Raw genomic sequence first — 20,644 nt, forward strand, 5'->3', positions numbered from 1 at the left:
TGGAAGAACAGATTGCCACCACCGGGTATGACCGGGAGGTAACCGATCTCGTCGACGATCAGCAAAGATGGCCTGCAGTAGAAGCGGATCCTCTCGCGCAGCGAGCCCTCCCGTTCGGCCTTGGCAAGCGCACCGATCAAGTCCGCAAGCGTGATGAACGAGACGCTTTTGCCGGCTTTGACGGCTTCCAGACCGAGTGCGCTGGCAAGGTGGCTCTTGCCGGTGCCGGGCGGCCCCAGCAGGTGGACAACCTCGCAGCGCGCAACGAAGTTCAGTTCGGCCAGCGCCAGGATGCGGGCTTTGTCGAGCGAGGGCTGGAACGAGAAGTCGTATCCGGCGAGGGTTTTGCCAGTATTGAGCCGGCCCATCCGCAAAGCGGTCCGGATCCGCCGATCCTCGCGGAACGTCAGCTCCTCGAGCAGCAGTTGTTCGACCAACTCCAGCCCGGTGATCTCGCCCCGATCGAGGCGGGAGACGCAGGTGTCGACGACCTCGATGGCGCGCGGCATTTTGAGGCCGACCATACTGATCTTGATGCGATCAAGCAGCGACGCTGTCGGATCGGGAAGAAGCGAGTTCATGCTGTTGCTCCCGATGCCGCCAGTTGCTGACCGATGGCGGCGTAGAAGTCGAGTGAGCGGCGCGTGACCAGTTCGCCGGTAAAGCCATGCGGGACCGGGTTTTCCTCTTTAGGCCGATATTGCCGCCGGTGGCCTTCCAGCAGCGAGCGTTGACGTCGTCCCTCGAGCAGGGGATGTCGTGCGATCAGCCGATTATCTTCGAAGATATGGATTTCGTCGGCCAGGCTGTGAACCTCGACCACGCGCCGTCGTGTTGCGTCGGGCACCGAGTAATAATTGCCGCCGACGCTCACCATGCCTTCATGACTGATCCTGCGTTCGAGCTTGAGAACCGCGCCGAACGGGATCAGAGGCAGGAGCTGCAGTGTCGGCTGCTCTTGGGCGAACGCCTCGTTGACAACACGACCGGTGGAGGCGTGAACACGCGGGTTGGCGACATTGCCAAGCCAGTTTCCGAACTGGAGGTTGAGATCGTCGAGATCGCGGAACGTGCTGCCCAGGAAGAAGTCTTCACGGATGTAGCGGAACGGCCGCTCGACCTTGCCTTTAGTTTCGGGCCGATAGGCGCGGCAGGCTTTTGGCAGAAAGCCATAATGGCGAGCGAACTCGCCGAGCGTCCGGTTGTAAACGACGCGACCATCCTCATCCTCGCCCAGAACGGCCGTCTTCATACGATCGTAGAGGATTTCCCGCGGCACGCCGCCGATCGCTTCGAACGCGGCTCTATGGCACGCCAATACGGTCTGCATCGTTTGACGCTGGGCGAAGCGCCCCCAGATCAGCCGGGAGAAGCCCAGCACCATCGAGAACAACCACATGATCTGGACGCTGTCCGGCGCGCTGGTAAAACGCACCCGGAACTGAGCAAAATCGACCTGTGCCTGTTGCCCGGGTGGCGTCTCAAAGCGCACGGCGAAGGGGCTGCCGCCGCCTGCCGGTCGCAATGCACGCACTGTATCGCGTACGGTGCTGTAGCCGCCGGTGTAACCACGTTCGCAAATCTCGCGCAAAAGGCGCCGCGCGCTCAAACCCGGATAGGCATCAAGCCTGGACCTCAGATAGTCCATCCAAGGGTCAAGAAAGCGCTCGCGTGGCTGCCTGGGTCCGTACGTCGGCACTTCGATGCCTTGCGCAATATATTTACGGACGGTCTTGCGGTCGATCCCGACCTGGCGGGCAATAACGGCCACCTTCAGACCTTGGCGATGTAAATCCAGGATCATTATCAGATCTCCAAGCTTCTTCATCGTAGCGTGCCTCCCGTCAGGAGGAGCATGCCCGATATTTTGCTTTGGCCCTTGTCCGGGGCTCGCCCCGGACAAGGGCCAATCAGAAGAAGTGGGGAATTTTCAAATGTCCGTTCCGGGGCATTTTACTCCGCCATCAACACCTGTGTCAGAACAAGAAGGACGATTGCCCGGAATAGGGCAAGTCGATCCGGCGCGATGTGATCGAGGCGCAGTTTGAATCCTTGCTGTCGCAGTTGCAGCCCAGCCGCGAAATGTTCGAGATGGCCCATGCGATGTTCCGCGATCTGTGGGACGGGCGCATGACATCGGCCAAGTCTCGCGCGGCGGCGCTCAAGCTCGAACTGCAAAAGGTTGAGCGCGGCATCGAGCAATTTATCGACCGCGTGATGGTTGCCGACTCATCCTCGCTGGTGACGGCTTACGAAGCCCGTATCAAATCACTCGAAGAAGAGAAGGTTGCGATCCGAGAAAATATCGTAAATTGCGGCAAGCCGCTAAAGAGTTTTGACGCGACTTTTAGAACCGCCATGGAGTTTCTCGGAAACCCGTATAAACTCTGGCGTTCTGATCGATTGAGCGACAATCGGGCGGTGCTGAAACTGACGTTTTCAGACCGATTGCACTACACGCGAAATGAGGGTTTTAGAACCGCATCAACTACCTCGCCTTTCAGGATTTTATCGACCTTGAAAGGGGATAGTGAGGTTATGGTGCCCGGAGACGGATTCGAACCGCCGACACAGCGATTTTCAATCGCTTGCTCTACCAACTGAGCTATCCAGGCACAGCCAACTGCGGAGTGTTCCGCCCGATGGAGGCGTGCCTATAGGCGTCAATCCCGTTCGCTGTCTAGCCCATAATCGCCGATTTTTTGCGTGTCATCGTCGGCGGGTGGCCCGGCGACGCGATAGCCTTCGCCCAGCCATTGCAGCAGGTCGCGGTCGCGACAGGCTGCGCTGCAGAACGGCCGCGTTTCCGCGCTGGCGGGCTTTTTACAGACCGGACAGGCGGCGGCTTTAGGCGACATGGCCACCCGCGATCGCGAGGGCGGCATCGGCCTGCATGCTGATCGCGCCGCCGCGACGCTTGGCAAGCTGTTCGATCCAGTTGGGCCGCTTGTGCAGATAGTCGATGATGGCGGGCGCGGCAACCAGCGTCGCGGAACCGCCCTGCCCATGCCGTTCGGCGCGCCGCAACAGCGCCAGTGCAGCGGTCGCCACAGGATCTTCGCGCAATAGCTCCATCAGGTTCGCGCGCTCGCGGCGGCGGATGATCTGGACGAAGCCGAAGCCGTTGACCGCCGTACGCTCGAAGGGGAGCGGCAGATATTTGTCGATCTGGGCGGCGGCGATGATCCGCTCGTCCTTGTTGTTCATCGTCGGCAGGTCGATGCCGATCGATCCGCTCAGGCCCATGCGCCGCACGGTCTGCGCCGCCAGCTTCGCGCCCTTCGGTCCCAGCTGCGCGGGCGGCAGCGACCCGTCAATATCGATCAGCAGCATGGCAGGCGTCAGATAGAGGCGCAGCGCGGCGGCTTCGGTGCCGACTTCGCCGCTGATCGCTTCTTCCATCAGCTCGCTCCAGCCATGGGCTTCCAGCCGGTCTTCCTCATGCGCGGGGCATGGGACGACCGGGACGCCGGTGGCGCGGATACGCTGGAGCAGGCTGGGACCGGCCTGCGCCTTCATGCCTGGCTGGGTGCTGCGGCCCTTGGCGCGCTTGGGGCGGCCTTCTTCGGGGATCGCTTCGCGCAGGATTTCGACGAGCAGGTTCGCGCCCTCGGCCAATCGCGGCGGGATCGGTTCGATCAGCACTTCCTCGCCACTGATCAGGCGGACGATGCCCCGCTTCTTGGGAATGACCGTAGTGATGAGTTTGCCCTGCATCACCGCGCCCGCGCGCGCGGCATCGCCTTCGCGCTCGATCAGCGCCTCGACCAACTGGCCCTTTTCGATCAGCGCGGCACGGGCCTCGCCAATGCCTTCTTCATAAAGCCACTCGGCCATGTCGGTTCCTAATCGAGGGGATGGCCCGCTGCCTTGAGCAGCGTGCGGGTTTCGTAGAGCGGCAGGCCCATGATCGCGCTATGGCTGCCCTGGATCGCCCGGATCAGCCCGGCGGCCTTGCCCTGGATCGCATAGCCGCCCGCCTTGCCGCGCCATTCGTCGCTGGCGATATAGCTGTCGATCTCCGCCGCCTCCAGCCGCTTGAACGTGACGATATTGGTCGATAGCCGGTGCCGCGCCACGCCCGCGCCGTCGATCAGCGTGATGGCGCTCAACACGCGATGACGACGGCCCGACAATAGAGTCAGGCACGCGCGCGCCTCCGCTTCGCTTTCCGTCTTGGGCAAGATGCGCCGCCCGGCGGCCACCACCGTATCGCCAGACAGGACCAGCGCCCCGCCATGGCGCGCCGCCACCACCACCGCTTTTTCAGCAGCGATACGCGCGGCATAGAGCGCGGGCAGTTCGGCCTTGCCGGGCGTTTCGTCCAGATCGGCGGGATCGACCACGTCCGGGACAACGCCGATTTGCCCCAGCAGCGCGAGCCGCCGGGGGGATGCCGAAGCCAATATGAGTCGCATCAGATACGACTTATTTGAAACGGTACGTGATCCGACCCTTGGTCAGGTCGTAAGGGGTCAGCTCGACAAGCACTTCGTCACCCACCAGCACGCGGATGCGATTCTTGCGCATCTTGCCGGCGGTGTGGCCGAGAATTTCGTGGTCATTTTCAAGCCGGACACGGAACATGGCGTTGGGGAGAAGCTCCACAACCTGTCCGCGCATTTCAAGCAGTTCTTCTTTCGCCATAATATCCCAAATTCGCAAAATCGCGTCGCCATAGCGCCAAACTCCGCAAAATGGAAGTCACGCTTTCACGCCGAACTGATCCCCTGCCGCGATGAGCGCTGCGAAGATGTGATCGAGCTGGGTTTCATCCAGGCAATAGGGTGGCATGAGGTAGATGCTGTTGCCCAAGGGCCGCAGCAGGATGCCCCGCTCCAGGAAGAAGGCGCGCAGCCGAGGCGCGAGGTCGGACAGATAGCCCGCATCCGGCGCGATCAGGTCGATCGCGGCGATCGTGCCGAGTTGCCGCGGGTTGGCGAAGGCGGAATGCTGCGCCAGGTCTGCGAGGCGCGTCGCAATGCCATTACTCAGCCTCGCGATCCGGCTCAGCACATCCTCCTCCCGCCAGATGGCGAGATTGGCCGCCGCCGCCGCGCAGGCAATGGCGTTCGCGGTATAGCTGGACGAATGGTAGAAAAGCCGCGCCCGGTCGGTCGAGCGATGCGCCTCGAAGATCGGCGCGGTCGCCAGCGTTGCCGCCAGCGGGATCGCGCCGCCGGTAATACCTTTCGCCACCGCCATGATGTCGGGCACGATCCCGGCCTGTTCGCAGGCGAACAGCGTGCCGGTGCGGCCCCAGCCGGTCATCACTTCATCGGCGATGAACAATACATCGTGGCGGCGGCAGATCGCCGCCATCTCGCGCAGGATCGCGGGCGGGTAGACCAGCATCCCGCCCGCCCCCAGGATCAATGGCTCAACGATGAAGGCGGCGGGACTTTCGCGACATGCGGCGTCGAGCGCATCGAGGCAGGCCTGCTCGTGCCCCGGCGCGGGGAACGGAATCGTCCCGACATCGAACAGCAACGGCGTCCAGGCGGCATTATAGACGCCCCGCTCGCCGATCGACATCGTGCCGATCGTATCGCCATGATAGCTATGGTCCAGCACCAATATACGGCTGCGCGCGTCGCCCAGCCCGTCCAGCGCGCGGTTATGCCAATAACCAAGCGCCATTTTCAGCGCGACCTCGACCGCGGTGGAGCCGCTGTCGGAATAGAAGACATGCGCGAGGCTGGGCTGATCGGGTGCGTGCGGCACCAGATCGATCAGGCCGCGCGCCACAGTTTCGGCCGGCGCATGGGTGTAGCCCGCAAAGATCAGTTGATCGAGTTGCCCCGCCTGCGCCGCAATGGCGGCGGCGATGCGCGGGTGGCAATGGCCATGAGTCGTCACCCACCAGCTTGAAATCGCGTCGATCAACGTGCCGCCATCGGCCAGATGCAACAACGCACCCTCGGCGCGCACGACTTGGGGGATCGGCTCGTTCAGGCCATGCTGGGTGAAGGGGTGCCAGACAGGAGAAGTCATGGCTTGCCTTTAAGCCAGAGCCGCCCGCAAGGCTACGGCTTCTCCGCGTCCGGCGCGCCGACCGGCACGGGGGGCGGAATGACGACCGGCGGTGGCGTGACGCGCACCTCGACCCGGCGATTCTTGGCCCGGCCTTCGGGATCGTCGCTGCCATCCTCCTTGGCATTGGGCGCGATCGGCCGGGTTTCCCCCAGAGCGACCAGCGTGATGCGCTCAGCCGCCACGCCCTTTTCGACCAGATAATCGCGTACCCGCTCGGCGCGGCGGCGGGAGGCGACGCGGTTGTCGCCGTCAGTGCCCCGCGAATCGCTGTGCCCGCGCAACGCAACCCTGCCCCCCGCCTGCATCGCCGGGGTCGTCACGAGCGCGTCGAGCGCCGCCTTCGCCGCATCGTCCAGCTGGAGCGACAGGGCACCGAACCCGATCAGCGCCTCTTCCGGCTCGATTTTGGGTTCTTCCACTGTCGGCACGACTTCGGGACGCAGGATGGAGCGTCGCGGCTCGACCATATTGTCCGCGCCATTATTCGCCAGCCCATTGTCGGCGATCGCGCTATTGGCAGCCTCCTGCCCGCCTGGCGGCTGGCACGCAGCCAGGCTCGCGCACAGGAGCAGCGCGGTTGGGGCCAATTTGGTCATTCTTCCTTTCCTTTCGATCGGATCGGGGCGGGCGGCACATAGGACAGGATGGTGTCGCCGGGCTGGGGCGTGGGGCGCGAAGCATGGGAGAAGAAACGCAGCGCTCCGGTCCGGCGGAGCAGCAACAGCATGTCCCCTTCCGGCGGCAAGGCGGCGCGCGCGGCTTCATAATCGAACTGCTCGCTGATCTTCGTCTTGCGGAAGGTCCAGCCCTGCTCCTCGCGCTCCACAATCTCCTCCACGCCATGGCCTGACGTGAAGAGCGTCCGGCCGCGCAGCGATTCGGGCAAGGTGCGCGGATCTTCGTCATCACTGGCGTCGCCCAGCTGATAGACATTATCGCGCCCGATCTCCGGCGCGAATTCGTTGCAGACGAGCGCGTTATAGGCCTCATTGCCGGTCGCGGCGGCCAGCACCTGAAACTGAGTCAGGTCCAGCCGCTCCTCGGTGGCTTCGGACAGGATTTCACCATGATAGGTGGGGATGCCCTTCTGCCGAGCCGGAGCAAGCCGCTGCCAGCTATTGTCGGCGATCGTCACGGGTATGTCGAGCTGCCGCAACTGATCGGCCAAGCCCAGCGTAAAGGGGGTCGCACCGACGATCAGCAGTCCCTGTTCCGGCGCGCCGGTCACCTTGAGCCAGCGTGCGACCGCCTTGATCGAAAAACCATGGAAGACGATCGTCGCGATGACGACGGAGAAGGACAGGGTGACGAGGATCGACCCGTCGCCATAGCCGAGCCGATCGAGCCGCAGCGCGAACAGGCCGGAAATCGCCACCGCGACGATGCCGCGCGGCGCGATCCACGCGATCAGCAACCGTTCATTCCAGGGCACAGGCGAAAAGGCCAGGCTGAACAATACCGTTGCGGGCCGCACCAGGAACAACAGCGCCAGCAGGAAGCCGATGAAGCGCCATTCGAACTGGCGCAACACTTCCAGATTGAGCGAGGCAGAGAGGATTATGAACACGCCGGATATCAGCAGGACGGTGACATTTTCCTTGAACGGCTGAATGTCCCGCAGCGAATCGAAGCGCATATTGGCAAGCGCCACACCCATGATGGTGACCGCCAGCAATCCGGTTTCCTGCTGGATCATGTTCGATCCGACAAAGACGCCGATCACTGCGACCAGCAATATCGGTGCCTTGAGATATTCGGGCACATGGCCCCTCGGAAAGGCCCAGCCGATCGCACGGGCGGCAAGCCAGCCGATCAGGCCCGCTATCACCGCCGCGCCCAGCAGCGAAAGAATGACCGACGCCAGCGTGCCGCCCTCCCCCGCCCGGCGCAGATATTCATAGGTCACAACGCCAAACAGCACTCCGACCGGATCGTTAACGATCGCTTCCCATTTCAGGATGGCGCGCGGCCGTGCGGCGACATTCGACTGGCGCAGCAGCGGGAGGACGACGGTCGGACCCGTGACCACCAATATCCCGGCGAACAGGATCGCGACCGGCCAGACCAACCCGGCGACATAATAGCAGGCAATCGCGCCCAACACCCAGCCGATCGGCGCGCCGAGCAAGACGAGGCGGATCACCGCGCCATCGGTCTTGCGCAATTCGCGGAAGTTGAGGCTGAGGCCACCTTCGAACAGGATCAGCGCGACCGCGATCGACACCATGGGTTCGAGCAGTTCGCCGAACACATGTTCGGGATTGATGATGTGGAGGACGGGACCGCCGATGACGCCGGCTGCCAGCATGAGCGCAATGGCGGGCCAGCCCGTGCGCCAGGCGATCCACTGCGCGCCGATCCCCAATATGCCGATCAGCGCGATGGAAAGGGCCAGTTGCTGCATGGCGGGCACGATAGACAGACAGCGCGGCCGCCGTCACCCCCTGATATTTTTAGCCGGTCGGGGAACTACCGGGCGACGAGACGAAAAATGGGCCGATCGGGGACCGGCCCATCACTCTTTTATCAGGGCTGCGGCTGCGCGGGGGCAGCCGGCGCGGCGGCCTGAATGCGCTGCTGAAGCGCAGGGTCGGTAGCGGCCGCCTGGCCGATCTGGTTGAACTTTTCAGGCGGCAGGCCGGACGCCTGCAACGCGGCGAGCATCTTGGGCTGCTTCTCGTCGGCCGGGATCGATGCGTCCGCCTGAATCTTCGTCACTTCGGTGGCCGCGGCAGCGAACTGCTGGATATCGCTATCGCTGAAGCTGCTGGCGTCGGCGGCGGGTGCCGCAGGGGAGGCGGGCGCAGCCGGGGCTGGATCCGTCATCTGGGCAGCGAGCGGGCCAACGGCGAAAAGAGCGGCCGAGGCGATGCCAGCTTTAAGGGCGTGAGAAAGGGTGAGGCTCTTCAAAATACGTCTCCTTGAACATGATTACCCGGAGAAGCTGTGAAGAATGGCGGGCAATGAGAAGGCCCATTCCGGCGAGTCGTGGCATAACGGGGACGATGGACGGGTTCCCGACGGCTCGTCCTTTTTGGGCAACGGGCTGTCCGCCACTTATATCATTGCGATATAGCAACAAGCCTGCGCCGACTCCGAAATGGAGTCGGCGCAGGCTCGTCATCACCAGATTTTGACGCGCTCCTTGGGCTCCAGATAGAGCTTGCCGCCCGGCGCCGGCTTGAACGCCTCATACCAGCTATCGAAATTGCGCACGATGTCAGCGCGATATTGCGATGGCGCGTGCGGATCGGTGACCAGCCGTTGGCGCAGATTGGCCTCGCGATAATTGCGCCGCCATACCTGCGCCCAGCCCAGGAAAAAGCGCTGATCGCCGGTCATGCCGTCGATCACCGGCGCGGGCTTGCCGTCCAGCGAGGCATGATAGGCGTCGAGCGCGACCGCCAGCCCACCCAGATCGCCGATATTCTCGCCCAGCGTGAACGCCCCCTTCACATGCGCGCCGGGGAAGGGTTCATAGGCGTCATATTGGGTGACCAACTTGTCGGTCAGCGCCTTGAAATTGGCGACATCGGCGTCGGTCCACCATTGGTTGAGCTTGCCGGTCTCGTCATATTTCGCGCCCTGATCATCGAAATGATGGCTCAGTTCATGGCCGATCACCGCGCCGATGCCGCCATAATTGACCGCCGGGTCAGCATTAGGATCAAAGAAGGGTGGTTGCAGGATCGCCGCAGGGAAGACAATCTCGACCATGCCGAAATTGGCATAGGCGTTGATCTCCATGGGCGTCATGCCCCATTCCCAGCGATAGATGGGCTTGCCCAGCTTCCCGATATTATAGTCGAAATCGAACTGATTGGCGCGCATCGCATTGCCCAGCAGATCGTCGCGCTGGATGGTCAGGCCATCATAGTCGCGCCACTTGTCTGGATAGCCGATCTTGGGGGTGAAAGCGGCCAGCTTCTTGTGCGCGCGCGCCTTGGCGGTGTCGCTCATCCACGGCAGGCCGTCGATGCGGCGGCCCATGGCGGCGATCACATTCTTGACCAGCACATCCATTGCCGCCTTGGTTTCGGGCGGGAAATATTGCGCGACATAGACTTTGCCGACCTCTTCGCCAAGCGAGTCCTTGAGGAAATCGACCCCTCGCTTCCACCGCGCCTCGCGCTCCGGCGTGCCCGACAGGGTGGTGCCGTAAAAGGCGAAGTCGGCATTGGCGACACTGTCGGGCAGTTTGTCGGCATAAGCATGCAGGCTGCGCAGCAACAGCGCGTCCTTCAGCACGGCGATCGGCGTCTTGGCGATCAGCGCCGCCTCGCCGGTGATGGCCGAGGGTTGAGCGACGAGCAGGTCGGTCGGCGTCAGGCCATTGGCCTTGAAATAGGCGGCGAAGTCGAAGCCCGGCGCGGCCTTTTGCAGGGCGGCCAGCGTCAGCTTATTATAGGTCTTGTCCGCATCGCGGCTGTCGATCTGGGTCCAGTGGACCTTGGCCACTTCCGTTTCGAACGCCATCAAGGCGGCGGCGCGCGCCTTGGCATCGCTTTCGCCTGCCAGCGTCAGCATCGTCTCCAGATGCGCGACATAGGCGGCGCGAATCTTGGCCATTTCCGGCTTTTCATCCAGATAATAGTCGCGATCGGGCAGCCCCAGGCCACCCTGGCTCATCGACAGGATATAGGTTTCAGGGTCTTTGTCATCCTGCCCGACATAGAAGCGGAACGGGCCGCTGATCCCGGCGCGGGCGGCCTTGGCGGCGAGCGTCGCGTAACCGGCCTTGTCCTTCACGCCCTTGATCTCGGCCATCCAGGGCTTGATCGGGGCCAGCCCCTTGGCTTCGACGGCAGCGGTATCGAGATAGCTGGCATAGGCCGCGCCGATCTTGCTCGCCGGATCGTCCTTCGCCGCGTCCAGAATCGCACGAGTGCGGGTGCGCGACAATTCGTCGAGCGTGTTGAACGCGCCATAGTTGGACTTGTCGGCGGGGATCGGCGTGTTTTCCGCCCAGGTGCCGTTGGCATGGTCGTAGAAATCATCGCCCGGCTTCACCGACAGGTCCATGCCCGCCGCGTCGAAGCCATAGCTGCCATAGGTGGGCTTGGCCGGAGCCGAAGCGGGTGCGGCAGTGGTGGTGGCGGGCTGTTGCGCTTGGGCGATACCAGCGGTCAGCGCCAGTGCGGAGGCGGCAGCGCCCAGGAGGAGGTGTTTCATCAAAGCATCCCTTGCTTGAAGTGGGCGCATCGGACGCGCCCGGCATGACGGGGACTTGAACGCCTGTCCAACAAGCCTGTCCATGTCGTTGGTCGAATATTATCAGCCGTTGAAAGGATCGGAAAGCCGTATATGCGCCGCGAACGCTTGCGCCAGCGCAGCCGGGCTCAGCGGATCGAGCAGGGGCAGGCGGCCGAGGCTGGGGACACCCGCCAGCAGCGGGATGATCCGCTCATTCTCCGCATGCGCCTCACCGATAAAGGCGATGCCCGCGATCGGCACGCCGCGCGACTGCAGCGCCTCAATACTGAGCAGGCTATGGTTGATCGTGCCGAGCGCGGTGCGCGCGCAGAGGATGACGGGCTGGCCCCAGTGAGCGAACAGGTCCGCCATCAGCAATGTCTCGCTGATCGGCACCAGCACGCCGCCCGCACCCTCGACCACCAGCGGCCCATCGACCTGCGGCAGCGCCAGCCGGTCCAACGCGATCGTCACCCCGTCGATCCGCGCGGCCAGATGCGGCGAGGCGGGTGTCGCCAGCCGATAGGCTTCGGGCAGGATATGGCTGGCCGGGAGGCCGGAAAGGCGGGCAACCTCCTCCTTGTCGCCATCGGGATCGACCCCGGCCTGGATCGGCTTCCAATAATGCGCGCCCAGCGCAGCGGCGAGGCCAGCGGCAAAGACCGTCTTGCCGATGCCTGTATCGGTACCAGTGACGACGAGGACGCTCATCGCATGATCCTTTGCAGCTCGCGGCCAAGCGCGGCGATGTCGGCGCGACCGACATTGAGCGTCAGCGATATGCGCAGGCGGCTGGTGCCCGGCGGCACGGTCGGCGGGCGGATGCCGCGCACGTCGAACCCGGCTTCCTGCAAGGCCGCCGCCGCCGCCATGGTGCGCGCGTCCGTGCCCAGGATGACCGGCACGATCTGGCTGCGCGGCGTGGGCAGGCCGAGCGGCGCGCAGATGGCTTCGGCCGCATCCTGCCGCAGCGTCTTCAACCGATCACGCAGGTCGCTTGCTTCCTCGATCCGGTCGAGCGCGGCGGACACCGCGACCGCCATCAGTGGCGAGGGCGCGGTGGAGAAGATGAAGGCGCGGGCGCGGTTGATGAGATAGTCGATATGCAGGCGCGGCCCGCAGATCAGCGCGCCTTCCACCCCCATCGCCTTGCCGCAGGTGTGGAGCGTGACGACATTGTGCAGCCCATCCAGCCCCGCCGAAAGCCCGCGCCCGCCGGGTCCGAAGACCCCGGTCCCATGGGCTTCGTCGAGCAGCAACATGCCATGATGTTTCGCCGCCAGCTTGGCGAGATCGGTAAGCTGGGCGAGATCGCCGTCCATGGAATAGAGCGTTTCGACCGCGATCCAGATGCGGCCCTTGCCCCCTTCGGCACGGAAGGCGGTGATCAAGTCGGCAAAGCTCTGCACGTCATTATGGCGGGCGAAGACGGCGGCGGCCTTGCTCATGCGGATGCCGTCATGCGCGCTCGCGTGGATCAGTTCGTCCGCGACGATCAGGTCGCCGCGCTGCGGCAGGGTGCCGAACAAAGCGAGATTGCCGACATAACCATTGGCGACGAACAGCGACGCCTGGGTGCGGAAGAAATCCGCTGCCTTGGCCTCCAGCCCTTCATGTTCGGGCGCATTGCCGCGCAGCAGCCGCGACCCGCCCGACCCCACCGGCACGCCGCGTGAAATCGCATCCGCCACCGCCCCGGCGATGATCGGATCGGCGGCGAGGCCGAGATAATCGTTCGACGCGAAATCATGACCCGAACGCGGCATCAGGCGACGCAACCGCCCGCGCGCGTCCAAAGCGGCAAGCTGTCTGGCGAAGGGTTCGGCGGTCATGGGGCGCGCTATAGGCCGCTCCCGAAAGGGGAGCAAGCCGCCGCTCAGCCCTCCGCCACCGCCGTCGATAGGCCCAGTCCCGGCACGCCGATCGAGCGTTTGCCCGAAAAATCGGTGCGGGCGACGATGACGCCCAGCTTTTCCATATAGTCGATCAGGCGGCGGACCCGCCCCGGCGAGCTGGTGCCATAGGCGCGCGCCAGGGCGGCATCGTCCGGGCATTGCTGCCCCTGCATCGCGGCGCGGGCGATCAGCAGGAAGGGGGCGAGCATGTCTTCGGGGAGCGCGTCGGCGGCGCGCATCGCCGGTTCCCAGCGTGGATCGGCCGCGTCCATCATTCCCGCCTGTGCCATGGCAAAGCGCTTGCGGAAGGCGGGCAGGTCCAGCGGCGGGGTGCGCAGCCCCTTCATGCGGCAGCGCACGCCGAAATCCTGGTACAAGGTCGATACGCTGGGGGCCGCATCGCCCAGATCAGCGACGATTTCCTCCAGCACTGCCATCACGACCGGCTCATTTTGGCCGAAATCCAGTTCGGGCGCGGCGGGCTTGGCCGAGGGCGAATCGGCCAGCGCGCGGATGATGTCCTCGGCGGGGCGGGGCGGCGGATCGGCGCGCGGCGGGGCGACGGGGGCCGCGTCCTGCGGTTCGGGGGCGAACAGCAATTCCTGAAAATCCTCGCCGCTCGTCACCGGCGGGGCCATCAGCTTGTGGGTGCCGCCGCGCGTGCTGGTGTGGACGGCACCGATCTTCACCGATACCGGACGGCGGCAGATGGCCGGACCCAGCGCCAGGAAGCGCCCGCGCTCCAGGTCGCGGATCTGCTCCGCCTGCCGCCGTTCCATGCCCAGCAGGTCGGCGGCGCGCGCCATGTCGATGTCGAGGAAGGTGCGGCCCATCAGGAAGTTGGAGGCTTCGGCGGCGACATTCTTGGCGAGCTTCGCCAGCCGCTGCGTCGCGATCACGCCCGCCAATCCGCGCTTGCGGCCCCGGCACATCAAATTGGTCATCGCCGCCAGCGACACCCGGCGCGCTTCGTCGGACACGTCGCCAGCGGCGGCGGGGGCGAACATCTGCGCCTCATCCACCACCACCAAAGCGGGATACCAATGGTCGCGGGGCGCATCGAACAGCGCGTTGAGGAAGGAGGCGGCGCATTTCATCTGCGCGTCGATCTCCAGCGCCTCCAGGCTCAGCACCACCGAGGCGCGATGTTCGCGAATCCGCGTCGCCATGGTGACGATCTCGCGCTCATTATAGTCGCCAGCATCAATCACCACATGGCCGTAGCGGTCGGCCAGCGTGACGAAATCTCCCTCCGGGTCGATCACCACCTGCTGCACCATCGGCGCGCTTTCCTCCAGCAGGCGGCGCAGCAGATGCGACTTGCCCGACCCCGAATTGCCCTGAACGAGCAGCCGGGTGGCGAGCAATTCCTCCACGTCGACCAGCACGGGCTTGCCGTGGCTGTCGGTTCCTATGCTGATGCTGGCGGTCACGCCCACCCCATGGCCCATGGGGGCGGGGGAGCGCAAGAGGGGTGCGGCGAGGGCGACAGCGGCGCGTCTGTCGAGGATCGGCCGAAGTTCACACCGTCGTCGGCAAAATGGGGCCAATCGTAAAGGTGAGGGCGCTGTGAAGACCCGGTGAGGTTCGTGTTGGGTCACGGTGAAGTTACGCCTGGGTCACTATGATGCGACAACAGGGCTATCGCATATGAAAACTCCGTTCGTCCTGAGCCTGTCGAAGGACAGTCCTTTTCTTCGCGCGGAAGTTTAGAACGAAGAAAAAGCGGCCCTTCGACAGGCTCAGGGCGAACGGAAAATTTTTCTTCACACCAAGGGGAGGCCACAGGCGCGGGCATCGCCATCAGCGGGGTGCTGGCGGCGCAGCGGGCGGCGGCGGGTCCGGCGCGAAGGGATCGGCCATGCACTGCGCATAATGGGCCAGCGCCCAGTCCCAGCTCTGGTCGAACATCGTCCCCGCCAGCCGCCGACGCAGGCGATGCGCGCTGGTGGGCGACATGCCGACGCTGCGCGCCGCGGTGGCGACGGTGCCGGTTTCGAGCAGGGCAACGAGGAAGCGCCGCTGCTTGGCGGGCGTCCAGTGGGCGCGGCTGGCCGGGGGTGGCGGCGGCGGGGCGGGGTGCTGGTCCATCGGAAAGGATAAATCAGAGGATGTGCGAATAGGAAAGGGGATTTTGTGGTGGGGTATGACGGAAACCCCGGCATTGGGAGTCGTCGTTCATTCGCCCCATCGGACCGTGCTTTTGCGCATCGAGATCGGGATAAACGGCACGTCCGTCCAATCTCGAATAGGTGCGCGAAACTCATGTGATTGGCGCCAGGCAAATGCGCAGCTCGGGCGATTACGCCAGTATCATGCTCGTTGATAAATTTTTGCGCATAATATTGACATTTCATGCTCAAAATGACAACTGTACGCACATATCAATAACATCAGGATTTAACGATGGCCTTCCGAGCAGATGAAGCCGCAACCCGCGGCTATGACGAGGTGCGCAACTACCTTGTGTCGCGCCACTTCACGACCGCGCAGCGAACACAATCTGAAAAAGCGCTGCGTGCAATCATTGAGGAGGTCGGCCCGCCTGTAGATAGCTATCCGACATGGCACCCCCTCGTCGCCCAGCACGACGGGCGTGATCCAGAGACACATCCCAGCGAGCGCACCGGCTACAAAGGTCTCGACCATACCCGCTATTTTGCCCATGGCTTCATCACATGCCCGTATGTCAATGGTGACGAAGTCATTGCCTCGGCACACCGCATCAAATGTCCTCCTGGTGTCTCGATTTCCGCCGAGCGACTGGATGCGCCCTTCTACATCGACAACGCCGATCCGATCCTTGTCCGCTGCGAATGGGCACGGGACCTTGAGGTCAATCACACCATCCCGAAGGCGTTGGCCGTGCCACTGATGCTTGAACAGGAAGTGCCTTGCTGGCACTGGTCTCAACGCGCCGAAACCTGGGAAACGATGCGCCCTTATTTGTTGGGGCAGCCCCATGGTAGCCGGTCGTCCTTGTTCGTTACCCAAGACACCGCACTTGCTATCAAAAAGATCTATATTAGCCTCGTGGAGTCGGGCATGTTTGGCCCGTTGAAGCTAGGGTAATCGTACTCGGAAGGGCACGCAGCCTACCAACGCTGGTCACTTTACCAATGCCGGACAAGCAGTCTGTTCTCGTCATGCTAGCCAATGTTGCGCGACATGTGGATGACGGCTTAGCGCGCAACCGCCGATCGTCCCCTCAATCCGTGGCGGGGCGCTCCCGATTGAACAGCCGCGCGTTGTGAGATAGTATGAATAGATCATACCGACACGAGAGGCCGACCTATGGGCGCTTATGAACGCATGACCGTCGTGGTCCCCGATCAGATGGCCGCGAAAATCCATGCGGCCGTCAAGGCTGGCGAATATGCTTCGGCCAGCGAGGTCGTGCGCGATGCGATGCGGCTGTGGAGCGAGCGGCGCGCGTTCCGGCAGGAGGAATTGCTCGCGCTGCGGGAGGCATGGGATCGTGGCAAGGCCAGCGGTGTTGCCGGCCCGCTCGACATGGAAGCCATCATCACGCGCGCGAAGGGCAAGAAGGCGGCTGCATCCGGCAATGGCTAACATCATCGTCTCGCAGCAGGCGGATGACGATTTTGAACGACTATGGCGCACCATTGCGCTCGACAATGACGATGCCGCCGATCGCCTGTTCTGGCGCCCCCGGAAGTCAGAAGAAAGACCCTCACCGACTGCGACTAGGCAGGAAGCTGCCAAGTCTTCATAGCCTCTCCCGCGAACCCGAAGCCGCCTTTGTTGTAACTGGCGTCGCAAGGGCAGCAGGATCGGACGTCTCCCGAGCAAAATCCAGTATGCCCACTAAGGCACCGTGTAGCGTGGCATGTATTTCCCCGCGCTTGTCGCCAGGATGCAGGACAATCCGGTCGATCAAAGACCGAATGGCCTGCGAGGCATCAAGCCGTGTTTCTGGATCTTCGAGCGCCTGTGTAAACCGCGTCATCTCCCGCTTGTAGATTTCGGCGATTCCAGGATGCACATCGGGAATGGGCTGCGGCAATTGGGCAACGCGGGCGGCTATGTCGGCCTTCTGTCGTTCAAGCTCCGCCATGCGAGATTTCATGGCAGGCTGATACAGTCCGTCCTCGATGGCGGTCATGATCCCGGCAATGGCCCGGTCGATCTTCTCCAGCGCACGACGATCGCCTTCAGCCTGCGCATGCTGTTCCCGGTTCTCGCGATTGATATGCTCGGCATAGGCCGCAACAGCCGCCTGCACCTTGTCGGGCGACACAAGCCGTTCGGCAAGGCCCGCTAGTGCCCGCTGGTCCAGCACTTCACGGCGAATGGTCCGGTTGTTGGAGCAGATGTGGCGGCGATGATGGTTCAAACAGCCATAGCGCCCGTTGACCGCCACGCCGACCTTTCCGCCACACAGGCCGCATTCGACAAGGCCCGACAGCAGATGGACCGGGCGTCTGCCAAGATGCATCCGGCTGGCTTGCGTGGCCTGGGTGTATTTGTCGGTAAGTGCATCCTGTCGCTGTTTCACTGCGCCCCAGAGATCGTCGCTGACGATCCGCAGATGCGGAACCTCTACCCGAACCCATTCGGCTTGGGGATTGGTGCGGGCTACCCGCTGACCCGTCAGCGGATTCTTGAGATAGTGTTTGTGGTTCCAGACCCGCCTTCCGACATAGAGTTCATTGTTGAGAATACCCACGCCCTGGCATCGCTTGCCCGTCACGGTCGTGTTGCTCCATGGCCGCCCGGCAGGACCAGCGATCCCTTGGGCGGTGATGGCGCAGGCAATGGCGCGGGGACTCTTGCCCGCAGCGAACTCGCGAAAGATGCGCTCGACCACTGGCGCTTCGCTCGGCTCGATCCGGCATTCGCCGCGGACCAGTTCACCTTCGGTGGAAAGCCGCCTTACTGTGCGATAGCCATAGCCGACTGGGCCTGCCGAAAAGCCCTTCTCCACGCGGCCGCGTTGGCCGCGATGGGTTTTCTTGGCGAGGTCCTTGAGGAACAGCGCGTTCATCGTGCCCTTGAGGCCAACATGCAGTTCGGAAATTTCGCCTTCGGCCAGCGTCACCAGCGGCACGCGGGCGAACTGGAGATGCTTGTAGAGCGTGGCAACGTCCGCCTGGTCACGCGAGATCCGATCCAGGGCTTCGGCCAGCACCATGTCGAACAGACCTGCCCGTGCGGCTTGCACCAACGACTGGATGCCAGACCGCGGCAGATGCGAAGCTGACCTTCGATCGACGCGGCGCTCTGCTGGTCGGAGGAATAACGGGCGTAGAGGGCAACGCGGGCCATGAGTATCCCCCCGATAGGCTAGATTTGCAGCAGCGCTTTGAGTTTAGCACGAACATCGGCGAGTACTTCGACCGATACCTTCCCCTTGGCGCTGGCCTTGCGGGCGCGCCAGTCGAGGCTTTTGATCTGATCGGCCAGGATAGCGCTTGGCGGATCGTGGCTGACGACAACCTCAAAGGCATAGCCCTTGATCCGCGACGTCATCGGGCAACATAGTATCATGCCACGCTGACCGTTATAGCGCGCGGGCGAGAGGACGAGTGCGGGCCGGTGCCCAGCCTGTTCATGTCCCGCTTGCGGATCGAAATGGAGCCATATGATGTCCCCGCTATCGGGCACCCAGACAGGCATCACCAGACTTCCTTGCCGATCGGAGCGCCGAAATCGACATCATCGGGAAAGGTGTCGGGCGTCATTGCGGATAGCAATTCATCGAGATCATAGACGGGTGTCCGGATCGGCTCGATCACCACGCGGCCACCTTCTTCCCGTACGTCCACGGCCTGATCGACGTGCAAAGCAGCAGCAGCCATGACCGATGCGGGAATCCGCACCGAGGCGCTGTTGCCCCATTTCTTGACCTGCACACGCATAGCGCGCCTCCTTTTAGTGGTATTTGCCATATCCTATCATAGCGTCGAACAGTGTCAACAAATGTAGATACTTCGCTAGGGCGTATGTGCCACCCACATCGCCATCGCGCTTACTCTCCTTCAGTCACCCACGGTTGATTGTCATTCGCCGCTGTGCGGTCGCGAATATGCTGGCGGGCGATGTGCCGACCCATAGCCTCCGCGATACAGGTCAGCGCTGCTTCTACATCCATGTCGGGCGGTTCGGTAACAACGCCATTGTCGTTCGCGGCAGCGATGCGATGGCCCGTGGCTTCATCGTCATCCTTTTTCATGGCCGCCCTCCCTGCGCGAAGGCAAATTGTCATTGTCGGCCCTGTAGGACACGGGATCGGCGATCCACAGATTGACGGATGACTCCCGCCATCCAGCGCCATGGACGCTGATCCTGATTTGCGCGGGAAAGGTGCCGTCAGCAATTTTGCGATAGAGGGTGGAATGAGAGAGGCCCGTGCGGGCCAGAACGGTTTTCAGGCGAATGATGCGATCACTATTGGTCATCGGGACAGTCTCTTCACAGCATGTTACGCGCCCCCGATGACGAGCATTCAATGCCTTGCCGTCCCGGACAAGAGACCTGTCGGGGTCAACACGGTCATGCTCTCACATGTCGGTGGACGCTTGCGGCAGCAGGCGTGCGTGAGCGGATAATGGCGATTATTGGCGTGAGGCGCGTCGCGGATCGCGATCAGCGAAGTTTTTGTCTCACCTTGTGCCAAATTTCATTCGCGCAACCGCGCGGCAGACCGTTGCGGGCGGCATACGCGGTGATCAGGTCGAGTCGTTCATTGGACATTCCTTTTGTAGGGACGCCCGCCATGCATAATGAAGCAACCGAAATGCTCGATCGCTTGCAGCCTGTTGTCAACGCTTTTGATGATGCATCAACCCGTGGCTTTGGCCCTTCGCTTATGGAATTGGCGCAAACCTGCGTTTGCCTTCCGCCTTCATCCTTCTGTAGATTTTCGGGCGTTAGGGGGTGCAGAAGGCCAGCAGATTTCTGATCGGAGAAAAGCCGTACCAACAAAACCGAACTTTCTCAGATGCTTATTTGATAATTGCTCGTGCTCGACTGCGGACGGCCGGCTTTCCAGTGGGCACCCGGTCTTGCGGCCAACACCGCTGCCAACGGTACAACTATCCACAAAGAGTTGCCGGCTGTCATTGGCTTCTGAACGCAAAATCCTGATCCGTTGACGGTACACTTGCACACTCGCCGTCAATAGCGGTCGACACGGTTGAGATCGCCTTTGCCGGCGTTCGCGATGGCCGTCGCGACAAGAAGCTCTACATAATCTTTATTCATCGACCAGCCCGTCAATTGGCCGTGGGACAGCTCTATGAAATCCTCCACCGGCCGTTCGTCAGGCTGGAACCGAGCAAACTCGATGAAGCTTCCAGTAGCAACGTGGAAAAACATGTCGATTGTCCAAGTCGGCCGAACGATTTCGAACTCCGGAGGTATTTGATGTTCACCGACCGGCGACGGGACCGCATAGGTGCGCTCATCAGGATTGAAGGCGCTAAGTGCCTGATTCAGAAGTTTCTCAAGCGAAGCAATATCTTGCGGTTCTGCGCGTGAGCATGCGGATTGAAGCG

Annotated in this window: 25 protein-coding genes and 1 tRNA gene; 3 read left to right on the plus strand and 23 right to left on the minus strand. The window is 62.9% G+C overall.

Annotation, left to right across the window (positions count from 1 at the left end; all coding sequences use genetic code 11):
• From V2I08_RS18910 to V2I08_RS18990, 17 genes are all read right to left on the minus strand, one after another.
• A partial coding sequence (locus V2I08_RS18910; RefSeq protein ID WP_349636364.1) for an ATP-binding protein occupies nucleotides 1–581 on the minus strand: 581 nt, incomplete at its 3' end.
• Nucleotides 578–1,828, minus strand: a complete 1,251-nt coding sequence (istA, locus tag V2I08_RS18915; protein WP_349636365.1) for an IS21 family transposase — start codon at nucleotides 1,826–1,828, stop codon at nucleotides 578–580. The genes V2I08_RS18910 and istA, both read right to left, overlap by 4 nt.
• Before the next feature lie 125 nt (nucleotides 1,829–1,953).
• Nucleotides 1,954–2,202 carry a hypothetical protein gene (locus V2I08_RS18920; protein WP_349636366.1) on the minus strand — a complete coding sequence of 83 codons (249 nt, stop codon included), beginning with the start codon at nucleotides 2,200–2,202 and terminating at the stop codon, nucleotides 1,954–1,956.
• A gap of 337 nt (nucleotides 2,203–2,539) precedes the next feature.
• Nucleotides 2,540–2,615, minus strand: a tRNA-Phe gene (locus V2I08_RS18925).
• Between the two features lie 48 nt (nucleotides 2,616–2,663).
• Entirely contained in the window at nucleotides 2,664–2,858 is a 195-nt protein-coding gene (locus V2I08_RS18930) for a DNA gyrase inhibitor YacG (RefSeq protein ID WP_349636367.1), read from the minus strand.
• Nucleotides 2,848–3,837, minus strand: coding sequence for a ribonuclease (locus V2I08_RS18935; protein ID WP_349636368.1), 990 nt, complete (start codon nucleotides 3,835–3,837; stop codon nucleotides 2,848–2,850). The genes V2I08_RS18930 and V2I08_RS18935 overlap by 11 nt, the downstream gene beginning before the upstream one ends.
• Before the next feature lie 8 nt (nucleotides 3,838–3,845).
• Nucleotides 3,846–4,418, minus strand: a complete 573-nt coding sequence (locus V2I08_RS18940; RefSeq protein WP_349636369.1) for a Maf family nucleotide pyrophosphatase — start codon at nucleotides 4,416–4,418, stop codon at nucleotides 3,846–3,848.
• A gap of 10 nt (nucleotides 4,419–4,428) precedes the next feature.
• Complete coding sequence (gene infA, locus V2I08_RS18945) at nucleotides 4,429–4,647, minus strand: translation initiation factor IF-1 (RefSeq protein ID WP_003049127.1); 219 nt, start codon at nucleotides 4,645–4,647, stop codon at nucleotides 4,429–4,431.
• A gap of 57 nt (nucleotides 4,648–4,704) precedes the next feature.
• A complete protein-coding gene (locus V2I08_RS18950; RefSeq protein ID WP_349636370.1) occupies nucleotides 4,705–5,994 on the minus strand; it encodes an adenosylmethionine--8-amino-7-oxononanoate transaminase in 1,290 nt (429 codons plus the stop codon).
• 32 nt (nucleotides 5,995–6,026) lie between these two features.
• The gene (locus V2I08_RS18955) at nucleotides 6,027–6,632 is read right to left on the minus strand and encodes an OmpA family protein (protein ID WP_349636371.1); all 606 of its coding nucleotides are present in this window, start codon (nucleotides 6,630–6,632) and stop codon (nucleotides 6,027–6,029) included.
• Nucleotides 6,629–8,440 (minus strand): sodium:proton antiporter, encoded by a 1,812-nt coding sequence (locus V2I08_RS18960; RefSeq protein WP_349636372.1) that lies wholly within the window; start codon nucleotides 8,438–8,440, stop codon nucleotides 6,629–6,631. Before V2I08_RS18960 ends, V2I08_RS18955 begins: the two co-directional genes overlap by 4 nt.
• A gap of 122 nt (nucleotides 8,441–8,562) precedes the next feature.
• Entirely contained in the window at nucleotides 8,563–8,946 is a 384-nt protein-coding gene (locus V2I08_RS18965; protein ID WP_349636373.1) for a DUF4168 domain-containing protein, read from the minus strand.
• A 213-nt stretch (nucleotides 8,947–9,159) separates the two neighbouring features.
• The gene (locus tag V2I08_RS18970) at nucleotides 9,160–11,208 is read right to left on the minus strand and encodes a M13-type metalloendopeptidase (RefSeq protein WP_349636374.1); all 2,049 of its coding nucleotides are present in this window, start codon (nucleotides 11,206–11,208) and stop codon (nucleotides 9,160–9,162) included.
• Nucleotides 11,209–11,310: 102 nt separating this feature from the next.
• Nucleotides 11,311–11,940: a dethiobiotin synthase gene (gene bioD / locus V2I08_RS18975; RefSeq protein ID WP_349636375.1), complete on the minus strand. Its 630-nt coding sequence runs from the start codon at nucleotides 11,938–11,940 to the stop codon at nucleotides 11,311–11,313.
• Entirely contained in the window at nucleotides 11,937–13,061 is a 1,125-nt protein-coding gene (locus V2I08_RS18980; protein WP_349636376.1) for an 8-amino-7-oxononanoate synthase, read from the minus strand. The genes bioD and V2I08_RS18980 overlap by 4 nt, the downstream gene beginning before the upstream one ends.
• Before the next feature lie 44 nt (nucleotides 13,062–13,105).
• A complete protein-coding gene (locus V2I08_RS18985; protein ID WP_349636377.1) occupies nucleotides 13,106–14,557 on the minus strand; it encodes an ATP-binding protein in 1,452 nt (483 codons plus the stop codon).
• Nucleotides 14,558–14,927: 370 nt separating this feature from the next.
• Nucleotides 14,928–15,215 carry a LysR family transcriptional regulator gene (locus tag V2I08_RS18990; protein ID WP_349636378.1) on the minus strand — a complete coding sequence of 96 codons (288 nt, stop codon included), beginning with the start codon at nucleotides 15,213–15,215 and terminating at the stop codon, nucleotides 14,928–14,930.
• 315 nt (nucleotides 15,216–15,530) lie between these two features.
• On the opposite strand from V2I08_RS18990, the gene V2I08_RS18995 reads away from it, so the two are divergent.
• From V2I08_RS18995 to V2I08_RS19005, 3 genes are all read left to right on the plus strand, one after another.
• Nucleotides 15,531–16,196, plus strand: coding sequence for a hypothetical protein (locus tag V2I08_RS18995; protein WP_349636379.1), 666 nt, complete (start codon nucleotides 15,531–15,533; stop codon nucleotides 16,194–16,196).
• 240 nt (nucleotides 16,197–16,436) lie between these two features.
• A complete protein-coding gene (locus tag V2I08_RS19000; protein WP_349636380.1) occupies nucleotides 16,437–16,697 on the plus strand; it encodes a type II toxin-antitoxin system ParD family antitoxin in 261 nt (86 codons plus the stop codon).
• Nucleotides 16,690–16,860: a type II toxin-antitoxin system RelE/ParE family toxin gene (locus V2I08_RS19005; protein ID WP_349636381.1), complete on the plus strand. Its 171-nt coding sequence runs from the start codon at nucleotides 16,690–16,692 to the stop codon at nucleotides 16,858–16,860. The genes V2I08_RS19000 and V2I08_RS19005 overlap by 8 nt, the downstream gene beginning before the upstream one ends.
• Here the strand turns inward: V2I08_RS19005 and V2I08_RS19010 are convergent.
• The 6 genes from V2I08_RS19010 to V2I08_RS19035 all read right to left on the minus strand — a co-directional run.
• A complete protein-coding gene (locus V2I08_RS19010) occupies nucleotides 16,855–18,309 on the minus strand; it encodes a recombinase family protein (protein WP_349636387.1) in 1,455 nt (484 codons plus the stop codon). The genes V2I08_RS19005 and V2I08_RS19010 overlap by 6 nt on opposite strands.
• 122 nt (nucleotides 18,310–18,431) lie before the next feature.
• Nucleotides 18,432–18,764, minus strand: a complete 333-nt coding sequence (gene mazF, locus V2I08_RS19015; protein WP_349636382.1) for an endoribonuclease MazF — start codon at nucleotides 18,762–18,764, stop codon at nucleotides 18,432–18,434.
• On the minus strand, nucleotides 18,764–19,006 hold the full coding sequence (locus V2I08_RS19020; RefSeq protein ID WP_349636383.1) for an AbrB/MazE/SpoVT family DNA-binding domain-containing protein: 243 nt from the start codon (nucleotides 19,004–19,006) through the stop codon (nucleotides 18,764–18,766). Before V2I08_RS19020 ends, mazF begins: the two co-directional genes overlap by 1 nt.
• Before the next feature lie 110 nt (nucleotides 19,007–19,116).
• Entirely contained in the window at nucleotides 19,117–19,320 is a 204-nt protein-coding gene (locus V2I08_RS19025) for a hypothetical protein (RefSeq protein WP_349636384.1), read from the minus strand.
• The gene (locus V2I08_RS19030) at nucleotides 19,307–19,546 is read right to left on the minus strand and encodes an AlpA family phage regulatory protein (RefSeq protein WP_349636385.1); all 240 of its coding nucleotides are present in this window, start codon (nucleotides 19,544–19,546) and stop codon (nucleotides 19,307–19,309) included. The genes V2I08_RS19025 and V2I08_RS19030 overlap by 14 nt, the downstream gene beginning before the upstream one ends.
• Before the next feature lie 718 nt (nucleotides 19,547–20,264).
• Nucleotides 20,265–20,644: hypothetical protein (locus tag V2I08_RS19035; protein WP_349636386.1), on the minus strand; the 380-nt coding region annotated here is incomplete at its 5' end.

The sequence above is a fragment of the Sphingobium sp. MK2 genome (genome assembly GCF_040170545.1).
Taxonomy (GTDB): domain Bacteria; phylum Pseudomonadota; class Alphaproteobacteria; order Sphingomonadales; family Sphingomonadaceae; genus Sphingobium.

Coding starts and splice junctions, on each gene's coding strand:
- istA (WP_349636365.1), bottom strand. CDS start 1,828: ATGAAGAAGCTTGGAGATCTGATAATGATCCTGGATTTACATCGCCAA.
- V2I08_RS18930 (WP_349636367.1), bottom strand. CDS start 2,858: ATGTCGCCTAAAGCCGCCGCCTGTCCGGTCTGTAAAAAGCCCGCCAGC.
- V2I08_RS18935 (WP_349636368.1), bottom strand. CDS start 3,837: ATGGCCGAGTGGCTTTATGAAGAAGGCATTGGCGAGGCCCGTGCCGCG.
- V2I08_RS18940 (WP_349636369.1), bottom strand. CDS start 4,418: ATGCGACTCATATTGGCTTCGGCATCCCCCCGGCGGCTCGCGCTGCTG.
- infA (WP_003049127.1), bottom strand. CDS start 4,647: ATGGCGAAAGAAGAACTGCTTGAAATGCGCGGACAGGTTGTGGAGCTT.
- V2I08_RS18950 (WP_349636370.1), bottom strand. CDS start 5,994: ATGACTTCTCCTGTCTGGCACCCCTTCACCCAGCATGGCCTGAACGAG.
- V2I08_RS18955 (WP_349636371.1), bottom strand. CDS start 6,632: ATGACCAAATTGGCCCCAACCGCGCTGCTCCTGTGCGCGAGCCTGGCT.
- V2I08_RS18960 (WP_349636372.1), bottom strand. CDS start 8,440: ATGCAGCAACTGGCCCTTTCCATCGCGCTGATCGGCATATTGGGGATC.
- V2I08_RS18970 (WP_349636374.1), bottom strand. CDS start 11,208: ATGAAACACCTCCTCCTGGGCGCTGCCGCCTCCGCACTGGCGCTGACC.
- bioD (WP_349636375.1), bottom strand. CDS start 11,940: ATGAGCGTCCTCGTCGTCACTGGTACCGATACAGGCATCGGCAAGACG.
- V2I08_RS18980 (WP_349636376.1), bottom strand. CDS start 13,061: ATGACCGCCGAACCCTTCGCCAGACAGCTTGCCGCTTTGGACGCGCGC.
- V2I08_RS18990 (WP_349636378.1), bottom strand. CDS start 15,215: ATGGACCAGCACCCCGCCCCGCCGCCGCCACCCCCGGCCAGCCGCGCC.
- V2I08_RS18995 (WP_349636379.1), top strand. CDS start 15,531: ATGGCCTTCCGAGCAGATGAAGCCGCAACCCGCGGCTATGACGAGGTG.
- V2I08_RS19000 (WP_349636380.1), top strand. CDS start 16,437: ATGACCGTCGTGGTCCCCGATCAGATGGCCGCGAAAATCCATGCGGCC.
- V2I08_RS19005 (WP_349636381.1), top strand. CDS start 16,690: ATGGCTAACATCATCGTCTCGCAGCAGGCGGATGACGATTTTGAACGA.
- mazF (WP_349636382.1), bottom strand. CDS start 18,764: ATGCCTGTCTGGGTGCCCGATAGCGGGGACATCATATGGCTCCATTTC.
- V2I08_RS19020 (WP_349636383.1), bottom strand. CDS start 19,006: ATGCGTGTGCAGGTCAAGAAATGGGGCAACAGCGCCTCGGTGCGGATT.
- V2I08_RS19025 (WP_349636384.1), bottom strand. CDS start 19,320: ATGAAAAAGGATGACGATGAAGCCACGGGCCATCGCATCGCTGCCGCG.
- V2I08_RS19030 (WP_349636385.1), bottom strand. CDS start 19,546: ATGACCAATAGTGATCGCATCATTCGCCTGAAAACCGTTCTGGCCCGC.